Genomic DNA, 13,024 nt, shown 5'->3' on the forward strand with positions numbered 1-13,024 from the left:
CTTTCGAAGCGATGAAGCTAGTTATTTGTATGAATCTGTTCTTCTGATTATACTAAATAAATACTAATCAAGGGGCGATCACGATGAATACTTACTTGTTTACCCATGAAACGAAAGTAGAAGCTCGACTTGAAGAGGTGTGGTCTTTTTTTTTCACCGCGGAAAACCTTGTTAAAATAACCGATTTTCCAACCATTACCCTCCATTCTAACCCGTTGACAAGTGAAGGAAATACCATCCAAATGAAAATCGGTTTTGGTCCGATTAAAGCCAATTGGCACTCCTAAATCGAAGAGGTGAAACTGCTCGAGTATTTTATCGATGTAGGGGTAAAGGTTCCTTATCCAATTCACTCTTGGCGCCATAAACATGCTTATGTAAGCCAACCCAATCATACGCTTATGAAGGATACAGTAGAAATACAATCTGTTTTGCCTTCAATTATATTAAAATCAGCACTTAAGAAGATGTTTACTGGTCGTGAAAAAGCCGTACAATTGCATTTTCTATCAGAGAAGAAGCCCGAGTGATAATATATCACTCGGGCTTCTTGCTTAATTCCAGCCTCGTTTATAGGGGGTTGGAGCTTCTATCTCGGTGTTTAACTCAAGGGCTGCTTGGCGAGCCCAATAAGGGTTACGCAATAATTCACGGCCAATAAAGATAAGGTCAGCGCGTTCATTCCGCAAAATTTCTTCAGCTTGAAGGCCAGAAGTAATCATTCCGACTGCACCTGTAGGAATATCAGCTTCTCTTCGAATCGTTTCAGCATATTTAACTTGATAACCTGGGAATACAGGGATCTTCGCTGGAACAACAGCCCCCGAACTGCAATCAATTAAATCAATTCCTTGCTCTTTTAACCATTGTCCTAGTTGAACAAAGTCCTCTATCGTGTTGCCACCTTCTGCATATTCGGCTGCAGATAATCGAATCAATAACGGACCATCCCATACGGTTTTCACTACGTCGATAATGTTACGAAGGAACATGTAGCGACCTTTAAGATCTCCTCCATACTCATCTTTACGTTTATTGGTTAATGGTGAGAGAAACTCATTGATTAAATAACCATGTGCACCGTGTAATTCAATGACATCAAAGCCTGCTTTTTTGGCACGGGTAGCACCATTTTTAAAGGCTTCAATCGTCTCTTCAATCTTCGTTTGTGTCATTTCTTTTGGAGTACGCATATCTTCTTGAAAAGCAATAGCTGATGGGGCAAAAATATCACCATCGACCATTGCTTTACGCCCAGCGTGAGCGAGTTGAATAGCAGCTTTGGCACCATGTGCTTGAATGCGTGAAACGACCTTCTGCAATCCCTCGATATGGTCATCATCCCAAATACCAAGGTCCTGGTCAGAAATACGACCTTGTGGATCTACTGCAGTAGCTTCAATCATCACCAGTCCGACTTGTCCGATTGATCTCGCTTCATAATGAGCAAGGTGGAAAGGCCTTGTATGGCCGTCTTTTGTGTCACTAGAGTACATACACATCGGTGACATCACAATTCGATTTTTAATCGTTACATTTTTTATTGTATAAGGGCTAAAAAGCATTCGGCTCAATTGTATCGTCTCCTTTAGTGTCAGGTGTAGGCAAGAAATTAATTACTTGCTTCTACTTGATGTAAATATTTACTTACTAAAGCCAGGATCGACCTTCTAGTTAAAAGGGCGATAAAGGATTGTTCCTCGTCTAGAACACAGATGAACGGATGGTTAATCACGAGTGTTAACGCTTTAGCAAATGTTTCATGGATGTAAATGGTCGGCACATTCTGCTCCATTACATCACCAACATTTTTCTCCGCTAATCGATCCATTTCAATTTGTTCAAGTCCAAGTAACGAATCTAAAATTAAAGATTTACTTATTAATCCATGTAGTTTAAAGGAAGGATCAAGTACAGGGATCGCAGTGTAACCTGATTTAATTAGAACAAGGAGAGCGTGCTCTAGTGGGTTTGCAAGTTGAACGTGAGCTACTTTTTCACTAGGAATAAGCATGTCGAAAATCTCTTCATCTGACAGAGGCTTATTTTTTAAATGCTGGATCATCTTAATCACTTCTTTATCTAGGATTTGGAAAACATCACAACACTTCTATCCTACTAGTGGGAATGGAATATTGTCAACGAAACAGCACTTTTTTATTGCTTAAAAAAGTATGGAAAACCATTGATATGGCTACACTATTAAGCAAAAAAGGTGTGGTCTAATGCATTCAAAACAAACGGTAAAATACATCTGTAAAACCTATCCTTCTGGGAATCAGTATTTCTATAAAAGTGAGTTGATCACACATGATTCTTGGAATAACATTCAATCATTAAGTTGGTCGACGCCAAGACCGATTTCAAAAAGGACATTTCAAAAACGGGAAAAAGAAGGATATAAAATTGAAGAGAATTTTATTAATCAAAGGCCGGCACAAGTATTAGCTTTCCCAAAAATCTTGAACAAATCGTGAACTTCCTAACTATTGAGCGCCTTCTAATGACTTATAGCTATGATTGGGCTACACTAGATGGAGTGGTATTAGATAGAATGGAGCGATTAATTAAAGATGAAGCAAATAGTTAATAAGGTAATGGTGGGCATAGTGGTGGCTGTTGTGTTAACGGGCTGTAATCTAGTCACATTTGTAGAAGAAGAAACATTTACTCTTCCAGTGGAGGGTCATCGTTCATTAGAAGTGATGCATGATGAGGGTGAAGTGACGATTACTGGTGAAGAGGGTCTAGAAGAGATTATTGTCGATGTCAGATATGAGGTACTTGGTGAAGAATTAGAAGAAGCAGAGACTTTCTATCAGTCGAATACATCCATTTCACTTGAGAGTGAGGGAGAGGTAGCAAAGCTTGTTACTTCTATTCGGAGAGGTTCTGAAAAAGAACAGGCCAATATCCACCTTGATATTCGGACCCCTTCAAATTATCCAATACAGTATCGTCAAAATGAAGGGGGATTAATCGTTTCCAACTTTCAAAGTGACTTAGAGATCCAACATGGTTCTGGCGCCCTTACAATTACGGATGTAACGGGTGATGTAAGGTTAACAGACGGAGCTGGAAAGGCTACATTTGAAAGAATAGACGGAAAGTTGCAGCTTAACATCAATTCAGGGGCAACGACCATTCAAGAATCGACTGGAGATCTTTCACTTACAGCGGGTTCTGGTGATGTCGGCATTAATGATCATAGCGGAAATATCACTTTACGAAGTGGTAGCGGTGATGTTGAAATATTAGCAGTTGATGGAGATGTAACCATTTTAGAGACTCGCGGAGGAAAGCTTGAGCTAGACGGTATATCAGGTGAGGTCATCACACCTTAACGACAAAGTTGTAAACATGAACTGCATCTCAATTGTTAGACACCACTAACAATTGGAGATGCAGTTTTTTTGTATGTAAGAAAAAAATAGATAAGCCTATTTTTTCAAAAAAGTTCGATCGAGCGTTGACAATTTGGGGAATGATGGATAGAATACTATTAAACTAATAATTCATATCAAAATACAAGGAATTAAAGTTCTCCTAGGAAGAAAAAGGAGGTCAATATGGATAGACACTCAGAATGGCAACTCCTTAGCGATCGTTTACAAGAAATGTTAAAGGATTTGAAATATGGATCTGTAACGATTGTGGTGCAAGATGGAAAAATCATTCAGCTTGAGAAAAATGAAAAACAACGATTAAAATGAGCAGCTGACTAGACAAACTAGAGGCGGCATTCAAAGAGATTCTCTCTTTTTGAATGTCGCTGTTTTGTTGCAAAAGGAGGGACTCAATTTGTCAATTTCTTATCAAACATTAGAAGATGCAGATTATAAAGGATGGAACGAGCAGCTAAATCAAAAAGATAGCCTAGATGTATTAAAGTGGGCATTTGCTACATTTGGTGATGAGCTAGTTTATTCCTGTAGCTTTGGAGCGGAGGGGATGGTGTTAATTGATCTCATTAGCAAGGTGAAAAAAGATGCAAAAATCATCTTCTTAGATACAGATTTTCATTTTAAAGAAACCTATGAGCTAATTGAAAAGGTGAAGAATAGGTATCCTGAGCTTCAGATAGAATTAATCAAACCATCATTAACACCAATTGAGCAAGCAAGTGAATATGGGGAAGTCCTATGGAAAACTAACCCCGACCTATGTTGTCAAATTAGAAAATTAACCCCATTAGAAGGTGTTTTAAGTAAACATCGAGCATGGATTTCAGGGCTAAGAAGAGAACAGTCACCCACTCGTGCGAATACACAATTCATTAATCGAGATGATCGTTTTAAATCGATAAAAGTTTGCCCGTTGATTCATTGGACGGAAGAAGAAATCTGGATGTACATTAAGTTACATCAATTGTCCTATAACGCCCTTCATGATCAGAATTTTCCGAGTATTGGCTGTGAATACTGTACAAAAGCTGTATTGCCAGGAGAAGATCCTCGTAGTGGCAGGTGGGCAGGCACACAGAAAACAGAATGTGGATTGCATCTTAACAATCAACCCAAAAAATAACCTGATAAATCAAGGAGGAATAACCTATGTCAACGATTACCCCACACGGAGGAACACTTATTAACCGTTTTGAACCAAATATCGAACTTGATTCCATTACTAAAGAGATTGAGTTAGATTCTTTTGCTTTATCAGATTTAGAACTAATTGGGATTGGAGCCTTCAGTCCATTAACAGGTTTCTTAGGAAGTGAAGATTATCAATCAGTTGTTAATGAGATGAGATTAAAGGACGGCACAGTTTGGAGTATCCCGATCACACTTCCAGTAACCCCAGAAGTTGCGGATGAATTGTCCATCGGAGAGCCTGTCAAATTAACATTTGAAGGTGAAGTCTACGGAACAATAGGTGTTAGTGAAATCTATGAACCTAATAAACAAGTAGAAGCGCAGAATGTGTACCAAACAACCGACCTTAACCACCCAGGTGTAAAAAAGCTTCTTGACCGCCCGTCTATTTACGTAGCAGGACCGATTACATTAATGAAACGAGTTGAGCGTGGTCGCTTTCAATCCTATCATCTAGACCCTAAAGATACACGAGCGACATTTGATGATCTTGGTTGGAAACGTGTAGTTGGCTTCCAAACACGTAACCCTGTGCATCGTGCACACGAATACATCCAAAAAACGGCTCTCGAAATTGTAGACGGATTATTTTTAAATCCTTTAGTTGGAGATACCAAATCAGATGATATTCCAGCAGATGTTCGAATGGAAAGTTATGAAGTGCTATTAGAAAAATATTACCCAAAAGATCGTGTGTTTCTAGCAGTCTTTCCAGCAGCGATGCGTTATGCAGGACCTAGAGAAGCCGTATTCCATGCTTTAGTTCGTAAAAACTATGGATGCACGCACTTTATTGTAGGGCGTGATCATGCGGGTGTTGGTGATTACTATGGCACGTACGATGCTCAGTTGATCTTCAATCATTTCACAGAAGATGAGCTGGGAATTACGCCTTTATTTTTCGAGCATAGCTTTTATTGCAAAGCGTGCGGAAATATGGCTTCCACCAAAACATGCCCTCATGGAAAAGAAGATCATATGATTCTATCAGGAACAAAAGTGAGAGAAATGTTAAGCAATGGAATCACGCCTCCTCCTGAGTTTAGTCGCAAAGAAGTTGTAGAGGTTTTAATTAAAGGCATGCAAAAACAAGTTCATGCTTAATCGATACGTTTTGATTTGAGCAGTCGTCGTTGTCTGATTGAACGATCAGACAATCCTGCTTTGTGTGATATGAAATAGGAAAGTAGGTGAGCAGAAATGCTGACGATTGTAGCATTTAGTATTGCTTTTTTCTTCGCAATGAATATTGGAGCAAGTGGCACAGCTGCCGCGATGGGGCCGGCTTATGGAAGTGGAGCAGTACCCAATAAACGCATAGCAATGATTCTTGTCGGGGTCTTTGCCTTCTTGGGGGCATTGGCTGGTGGCGAAGTCGTTCGAACGATCGGAAGTGGCATCATCCCAGCTAACATTGTTGATGTTGAACTGGTTATTATTATTTTGGCTTCAGCATGTTTAACCTTATTTATTGCGAACTTAATTGGTATTCCATTATCAACGAGTGAGGTTGTAGTAGGGGCTATTGTTGGAGCTGGTATTGCTTATCAAGCACTCTATTTTGATCGGTTAATCATTATCGTTTCATTCTGGGTAATTGTCCCGATCGTCGCCTTTATCGTTGCTTTTGCTTCAGGTCATATCGTGAAGAGGGTGGAAGAGAAGTGGCCTCATTTAACAGGGAAAGGGAAGTGGCGTAAACCACTTGTTCTCCTCCTTATAATTTGTGGGTGTCTTGAAGCCTTTGCAGCAGGAATGAATAATGTTGCCAATGCAGTAGGACCACTTGTTGGTGCAGGGTTGATTGATGTGACATCAGCGGTACTATACGGAGGTGCATTTGTCGCATTAGGAGCCATTCTTTTAGGCGGGAAGGTTCTTGAAACGAATGGGAAAAAGATTACTCGTCTCTCTTTATTACAAGGTAGTACCGTCTCAATAACAGGTGGAGGGCTAGTAATTGTCGCTTCGATGTTTGGGTTACCGGTGCCATTAACACAAGTAACGACAGGAGCGATAGTTGGAATCGGTACAGCTAAAAGCGGATTTAAATTATGGCAAAAAAGTATACTGAAGCAGATTGTGAAAGTGTGGGTTGTCTCACCTGTATTTTCTCTAGTGATGAGTTATGGATTGATCCTGCTATTTAGACAGGCTGATTATTATACATTTTTTGTTATAGTCAGTGTATTCTTAGCCACAATAGGTTCCATTAGCCTTTATATTTCAACGAGAGAAGAACGACGTACTACGTATGATGAAGGTGGCGGGATTTAACAGAATATATGATTGACAGAACCTTTCTTCAAGTCTTTCTTAAAACATAGTAATTCTATCAAATTAATGTAGGATGGTGGGAAAATGTCGAATCAAGAAATGAAAAATATTGTCTGGCATGAAGTTGCAATTACCAAAGAACAACGTCAGAAAAGAAATGGACATCGTAGTGCGATCCTTTGGTTTACCGGATTATCTGGTGCAGGGAAATCAACTTTAGCAAATGCGCTTGAACAGGAATTATTTAAGCGAGGTTTAAGTAGCTATATCCTAGACGGAGATAATGTCCGTCATGGTTTAAATAAGGGATTAGGCTTTAGTGATGAGGATCGAAAAGAAAATATTAGACGAATTGGGGAAGTAGCAAAGCTGTTTGTAGATGCTGGTTCTATTGTCTGTACTGCATTTATTTCTCCTTTTAAAGAAGATCGAGACAAAGTTCGTCATCTTGTAGCTGATGGTGAATTTATCGAAATTTATGTTCAGGCTCCTCTTGAAACATGTGAAGAGCGTGATCCAAAAGGGTTATACAAAAAAGCTCGTACTGGTGAGATTCCAGAATTTACAGGGATTAGTTCTCCGTATGAAGAACCTGATCAAGCTGAATTAACAATTGATACGGGGCGACTTTCTGTAGAAGAGTCAGTTGAGGAAATCATCACGTATTTATCAAATCGCAATATCTTGTAGGAGGTAGACAAGTGGCTTATGAAAAATTCTGGGCAAATAAGTCCGAAAAACTAAATAAAGATGAACATTTGAAATTAAGAAAAGACGGCCTCGACATTCTAAATGACATTGACCGTTTTGCGAAAGAAGGATTTGACTCGATCCCCAAAGAAGAGTGGAGTTTATTTAAATGGGCAGGGCTTTATTTGCAAAAGCCTAAAGAAGATGGGTACTTCATGATGCGGGTGAATATTCCATCTGGATTCATTACAAATGAACAGGCCGAAGTCATTGCTGGTATTGGTCGTGATTACGGTCGTGATGTGATTGATATTACGACACGACAAGCGATTCAATACCACTGGTTACGGATTGAGGAGCTTCCAGACATTTTTAATCGTCTTGATCGTGTCGGATTGTCATCTGTCGGAGCCTGTGGGGATATTCCTCGAACAATTATGGGAAATCCACTTGCTGGTGTTGACCCTAATGAATTATATGATACAAGAGAAATTGTTGAGGATGTTTATCGCTTTTTCCAGCGTAATCCAGACTTTTCAAACTTGCCACGTAAATACAAAATGTCGATCTCGAGTAATATACACAATGCTGGTCACGACCGTATTAACTGTGTAGCGTTTACACCAGCTGTAAAAGAGATGGACGGCAAAGAAGTAATCGGCTTCCATGTAAAAGTCGGAGGCGGATTAAGTGCCAAGCCATATTTAGCCCAAGAACTTGATGTGTTTGTTGAACCTCAACGTCTTAAAGAAGTAGCGATTGCAATTACGACGATTTATCGTGATTTTGGTTACCGTGAAAAGCGTCATCGTGCACGTCTTAAGTTCTTAATAGCAGATTGGGGCGTTGAGAAATTCAAAGAGAAATTATTTGAATATACAGGTGATCTTCCTTCAAAAGGGATAGACAAAACAGAAAAGTGGAACGGTGGCTTCTTCTACGGGGTTCAACCTCAAAAACAAGAAGGCCTAAATTATGTAGGCTTTAATGTTCCAGTTGGTCGAATGAGTTCAGATGAATGGTTTGATTTAGCGAGAATCGCTCGAGAGTATGGAAATGGCGAAATACGTACATGTAACTCTCAAAACCTCATTATTCCTAATGTTCCAAATGAAAAGACAGAGGCACTCCTAGCTGAGCCTTTATTTGAACGTATTAAACTCGAACCTAAGAATTTCATCGGCTATGCGGTTTCCTGTACAGGGATTGAATACTGTAACTTAGCTCTCGTTGAGACAAAGGAAAGAATGCGTCGTGTTGCTGAGTATTTAGATGAGCATATCTCCATTGATGTACCGGTTCGCATACACATGATCGGTTGCCCAAATGCATGTGGACAACGTCAAATTGCTGATATCGGCTTCCAAGGTGTGAAAATGAAAACAAAAGATAAACGGATGGTTGAAGCGTTTGAATTTTATGTCGGTGGAACACTTGAGAAGGACGTTGCCCAATTTAACGAAAAATTAAAAGGGAAAGTAGAAGCAGAGGAATTGGCTCCTGCTCTTGCTGCATTCTTACGTTACTTTGAAGAGAATAAAGAACCAAATGAATTCTTCTTTGACTTCAAACAAAGAGTAGGCATAGAGGCTCTTCAAAAAGCTCTTGATGAAATCTTAGGTGTTGCTTAATGCAACTGTATCGTTTTGAAGTAGAGACGACCGAAACAACTGATCAAGTCGTTGTCATTGCACAAAGTGAAGAAGAAGCATTTAGAGTGGCTGAAATAGAAGTAGAGAAGCATTATTTGAAATTACCAGAGATCAATGAAGTTACTTTATTAGAGCGAAAAGCGGTCCATAAAGCGACGGGGTTTGTTATCTCTTAATAGTAAAAACACGGTAAGCGAGCTTGGATGCTTACCGTGTTTTTTTGTTAATTGCCTGCTAATGATTGCAGAGTACCTGCAACATCAATTTCACCATGACCATAATATTCGTCATGTCCTTCTGTTCCGAGATCCCTAGCTGAATTACGAATGACTTCATATACTTGCTCAACCGATAAGTCAGGTCGCATCGCTCGTACGAGGCCAGCTAGACCAGCTACGTGCGGTGCTGCCATTGATGTACCAGACATTACGGTATACTGATTGTTTGGAAATAAGCTCGGAATATGAGCTCCTGGTGCTGCTACATCAATATGTTGACCATAGTTCGAGAAGAAAGCTCGGTTTCTCGAGTCATCTACTGCGGCAACGGTTAAAACTTCCTCATATTGCGCTGGATACATTGGATCTTGAACATTGTCATTTCCAGAAGCGGCGATGAGTACGACATCATTCTCGTAAGCGTAACGAACTGCGTCTTGTAATACATCAGCATGATAATAATCACCTAAGCTCATGTTAATCACATCTGCACCGTTATCTACAGCCCAATAAATTCCTTTTGCGACTTCATAGGACGAACCTTCTCCGTTATCATTCAACACTTTGACAGGCAGGATGTTACTATTCCATGAGACGCCTGCAATTCCTGTCACATTGTTCGTAAGTGCTGCAGCAACCCCGGCAACATGTGTCCCATGACCATGAGCGTCTGAGTGGTCAGAGGAGTCGTCAAAAGCATTGAATCCTGTAAGTAATTTGTCCTTAAGATCTTGGTGATCTGGATCTACCCCTGTATCTAAAATGGCAATCGTCACATCATCTCCACCTGATAGGTTCCAGCCTTCACTCATTTCTATTTGCTCAAGATTCCATTGGTAAGGAGCAAAGAACTCATCATTCGGTACAGTTGATAATGCAGTCGTGCCAGTTTGTGAAAACACATAGTTTGGTTCAACAAAAGCAAGGTCGTAATCACGTTGCAACCTCTTAATTAGTGTTTCCGTTGATTCTTTGTCATTTTCTACAACATAAAATGGATCATTTTGCCTAACAACATCTAAGTCTGGGTGGTCATCAAACCACGTAAAGTTAGATTGAGGTCGTTTAAATTTAATAACTGCTTGATGCTCTACATACGTTAGTTTTTCCTTTTCCGGTTGTTCTGATTGAACAGCAATTTGCCAACCGAGTTCAGGTACTGTTTCTGAGCGTATCGACTCAGGGAGGTCTGCTGTGGTTTTCCAATCAATATTAGGATTATCACCTGAGACAAAGAAGTTACCGCTTGCATCTGCAACTGCTGCAGTGTTTCGAATAAACGCTTTCACAAATGATAAATCAATCTCACCTAAAATCTTTTGTCCACCTTTAGTCTCTTCGCCCATCAACATATACATTTTACCGTCAACTTCATACGGATCAGAAAACTCTGAGCTCATATGGTGATGAGTTAATAAATTTGGGTTAGATACCGACATATCACCAACGGTTACATCTGTTTGGTCATTGTGTAGAAGAGCAAATCCGTTGAAGTGAGGGTGTTCTGATACTTCTTCTTCAAAACGATTTTGTATTTCATCCTCAGATAGATCGGCATCTGCCCATCGTTGAAGTTGAGCAGATAATTGTTTTAAAAACATCGAGGTTGTTAGGGCTAAATCCTCCGCCATTAGTTGATCCATGGCATTCGTTTCGAGTTTTTTAGGGATTTCTTTTTGTTGTATTGCGTATTGGTTATCATCAATTAATGCTCGTCCAATCATAGCTAATGCAAGACCTACTAAAGCTACAATTGCCACCGTTTTTGCCATTCTCCACATTATAATTGCTCCTTTTTTTGTTCGTTTTCAAAGAAATAGGCCATAAAGATTTCATCGTCATACTGCCCGTTTAAAAAGGCTTGTTCCTTTTGGGTGCCTTCAGTCACAAATCCATACTTTTTATATAAAGTTATCGCTACGTCATTTGATGCGAATACGGTTAGACATAACTTATGAAGGTCATGGATTCTGCACCACTCAAAGGTATACTCCATAACTTTTTTACCTATCCCTTTGCCTTGGGCATCTTCGTGCAACCAGGTGCGAAAGATGCCAGTATGTTTTTTCATTTCTAACTCACCACGGACAACCCTGGCAATTCCTCTAGCAACACCATCTACTTCGACAACAATGTACATATTGTCATTAGCATTCATCTCTTCAATAAATTGATGCTCTTCATCAAATGTACGAGGACGTTCTTTTTGAATGTAAGTACCATCTTTAATGATGGAGGCAACAGACGTTATAATGTCATACGCATCACTTTTTTGAACTGGACGTAACGTGACGTCTGTATCGTCTTTTGCTGTAAAGGTCACAATTAAGGGCTCTAGTGTAACAGTCATTATTCCTCCTCCTTTCCTCGTGTTGTTGGAGTCCAAAAGTGGGTAGGGTCTTGGTCGATTTCAGTATCAATAATGTGTGATGCTGGAACGATTTTAATCTTGTTTTTCTCGAATTCACGTAAAGAAGAAAGAATACCTGCTGCTGTTTCGTCGCCTTTAATACCTACATGACCAATACCAATTGCATTTCCGTCGTTTGATGCTACTTTTTGCAAGACTTGCATTTGCTTGAAGACATGCTGCCTTGAGGAAAGCGTATCGTCTAAGAACACATCACGGGTGGAATGGGGAATGTTTTTCAATTCTGCAAGCTTTGAAATAACGGATTTATTGCTTGTTCCACTATCAATGACATACAGACCGTGTTCTCTTACAACATCTAAGATTACGTTCATAATGCGCTCGTCCTCAACGATTTTGCTTCCCATATGGTTATTGAGACCAACTGCATGAGGGACATCTTCAATCGCTTCTTCTACACGACTACGAACTTCAGCATCCGATAGGTCGCTTGTAATTCCTTTTGGCCCTAACCATGAAGCTTTACCTTTCTTAGGCTCTAGCGGCATGTGAATAATGACTTCTAATCCAGCATGGTGGGCTTGTTCAGCTTGTTCAGTCGAATATTCTAAAAAAGGCATAACGGCCACGGTAATGGGAATATCTCCTTTTAAAAAAGAGTCTACTCCTTTAACATCTCCACCAAAGTCATCAATCACAATCGCAACTTTTTTCCAATCTTCAGACGCGGCAATTGAGGGGGAGGGGAGAAGGATTGTAGCAATTAAGATAAGGATTAGAGGAATTTTAGGTTTGCTCATGCATGAAGCTCCTTTCTAAGTCGTACTTTGATAATAGTGTTCCATTCGTCGAGGATTTCTATGAACGAATTTACAACAAAAAAACTCATGTCAGGCTTTTAGCCAAACATGAGCTTATTTTCGAATATTAAAGGCTGCATTAAGCTGCCCTCGTAACATCTTTTCGCGTACTTCCTGCTTTTTCATTAGCTTTTGTTCTTGTTTTCTAATTTCGAATGTTTGCATTCCATCTTCCATTTTGTTCGCAATATCGATTAATCTTTCAACATCGACAAATGAGTATTTTCTAGTTCCACCTTTTGATCGATCTGGATAAATTAATTTTCGCTCTTCATAATAACGTATTTTTCTCTCGCTTAAACCTGTTAGTTCACTCACAACCCCAATAGTTATTACTTTTTTATCTTTATAAGACATGACA

At 39.7% G+C, this 13,024-nt stretch carries 16 protein-coding genes; 10 read left to right on the forward strand and 6 right to left on the reverse strand.

From position 1 onward, the window contains the following. Positions 1 to 83 precede the first annotated feature (83 nt). Positions 84 to 287 (forward strand): hypothetical protein, encoded by a 204-nt coding sequence (locus RYX56_RS02595; protein WP_317120575.1) that lies wholly within the window; start codon positions 84 to 86, stop codon positions 285 to 287. A 267-nt stretch (positions 288 to 554) separates the two neighbouring features. Here RYX56_RS02595 and namA read toward each other — a convergent pair whose 3' ends face one another. Both namA and cbpB read right to left on the reverse strand, forming a co-directional pair. Next, positions 555 to 1,574, reverse strand: coding sequence for an NADPH dehydrogenase NamA (gene namA / locus RYX56_RS02600; RefSeq protein ID WP_317120576.1), 1,020 nt, complete (start codon positions 1,572 to 1,574; stop codon positions 555 to 557). A 38-nt stretch (positions 1,575 to 1,612) separates the two neighbouring features. Then, positions 1,613 to 2,065 (reverse strand): cyclic-di-AMP-binding protein CbpB, encoded by a 453-nt coding sequence (gene cbpB, locus RYX56_RS02605; RefSeq protein ID WP_317120577.1) that lies wholly within the window; start codon positions 2,063 to 2,065, stop codon positions 1,613 to 1,615. Positions 2,066 to 2,225: 160 nt separating this feature from the next. Here cbpB and RYX56_RS02610 point away from each other — a divergent pair, with 160 nt between their 5' ends. The 9 genes from RYX56_RS02610 (at position 2,226) to RYX56_RS02650 (ending at position 9,390) form a co-directional block, all read left to right on the forward strand. After that, positions 2,226 to 2,477, forward strand: coding sequence for a hypothetical protein (locus RYX56_RS02610; protein ID WP_317120578.1), 252 nt, complete (start codon positions 2,226 to 2,228; stop codon positions 2,475 to 2,477). 96 nt (positions 2,478 to 2,573) lie between these two features. After that, positions 2,574 to 3,344 (forward strand): DUF4097 family beta strand repeat-containing protein, encoded by a 771-nt coding sequence (locus RYX56_RS02615; protein ID WP_317120579.1) that lies wholly within the window; start codon positions 2,574 to 2,576, stop codon positions 3,342 to 3,344. Positions 3,345 to 3,569: 225 nt separating this feature from the next. Beyond that, entirely contained in the window at positions 3,570 to 3,713 is a 144-nt protein-coding gene (locus RYX56_RS02620) for a YezD family protein (protein WP_317120580.1), read from the forward strand. An 88-nt stretch (positions 3,714 to 3,801) separates the two neighbouring features. Further along, the gene (locus RYX56_RS02625; RefSeq protein WP_317120581.1) at positions 3,802 to 4,527 is read left to right on the forward strand and encodes a phosphoadenylyl-sulfate reductase; all 726 of its coding nucleotides are present in this window, start codon (positions 3,802 to 3,804) and stop codon (positions 4,525 to 4,527) included. 26 nt (positions 4,528 to 4,553) lie between these two features. After that, complete coding sequence (sat, locus tag RYX56_RS02630) at positions 4,554 to 5,699, forward strand: sulfate adenylyltransferase (protein WP_317120582.1); 1,146 nt, start codon at positions 4,554 to 4,556, stop codon at positions 5,697 to 5,699. A 96-nt stretch (positions 5,700 to 5,795) separates the two neighbouring features. After that, the gene (gene cysP, locus RYX56_RS02635; RefSeq protein ID WP_317120583.1) at positions 5,796 to 6,872 is read left to right on the forward strand and encodes a sulfate permease; all 1,077 of its coding nucleotides are present in this window, start codon (positions 5,796 to 5,798) and stop codon (positions 6,870 to 6,872) included. Between the two features lie 84 nt (positions 6,873 to 6,956). Then, positions 6,957 to 7,562, forward strand: a complete 606-nt coding sequence (gene cysC / locus RYX56_RS02640; protein WP_317120584.1) for an adenylyl-sulfate kinase — start codon at positions 6,957 to 6,959, stop codon at positions 7,560 to 7,562. 11 nt (positions 7,563 to 7,573) lie between these two features. Further along, complete coding sequence (locus RYX56_RS02645; RefSeq protein ID WP_317120585.1) at positions 7,574 to 9,193, forward strand: nitrite/sulfite reductase; 1,620 nt, start codon at positions 7,574 to 7,576, stop codon at positions 9,191 to 9,193. After that, entirely contained in the window at positions 9,193 to 9,390 is a 198-nt protein-coding gene (locus tag RYX56_RS02650) for a DUF3906 family protein (protein ID WP_317120586.1), read from the forward strand. Before RYX56_RS02645 ends, RYX56_RS02650 begins: the two co-directional genes overlap by 1 nt. 47 nt (positions 9,391 to 9,437) lie before the next feature. Here RYX56_RS02650 and RYX56_RS02655 read toward each other — a convergent pair whose 3' ends face one another. From RYX56_RS02655 to RYX56_RS02670, 4 genes are all read right to left on the reverse strand, one after another. Beyond that, entirely contained in the window at positions 9,438 to 11,213 is a 1,776-nt protein-coding gene (locus RYX56_RS02655; RefSeq protein ID WP_317120587.1) for a S8 family peptidase, read from the reverse strand. Further along, a complete protein-coding gene (locus RYX56_RS02660) occupies positions 11,213 to 11,782 on the reverse strand; it encodes a GNAT family N-acetyltransferase (RefSeq protein ID WP_317120588.1) in 570 nt (189 codons plus the stop codon). Before RYX56_RS02660 ends, RYX56_RS02655 begins: the two co-directional genes overlap by 1 nt. Further along, positions 11,782 to 12,603 (reverse strand): divergent polysaccharide deacetylase family protein, encoded by an 822-nt coding sequence (locus RYX56_RS02665; RefSeq protein WP_317120589.1) that lies wholly within the window; start codon positions 12,601 to 12,603, stop codon positions 11,782 to 11,784. The genes RYX56_RS02660 and RYX56_RS02665 overlap by 1 nt, the downstream gene beginning before the upstream one ends. 114 nt (positions 12,604 to 12,717) lie before the next feature. After that, positions 12,718 to 13,020, reverse strand: a complete 303-nt coding sequence (locus tag RYX56_RS02670) for a MerR family transcriptional regulator (protein WP_317120590.1) — start codon at positions 13,018 to 13,020, stop codon at positions 12,718 to 12,720. Between the last annotated feature and the right edge of the window lie 4 nt (positions 13,021 to 13,024).

Origin of the sequence: Alkalihalophilus lindianensis (assembly GCF_032843265.1) — a bacterium.
Classification (GTDB): domain Bacteria; phylum Bacillota; class Bacilli; order Bacillales; family Bacillaceae_D; genus Alkalihalophilus; species Alkalihalophilus lindianensis.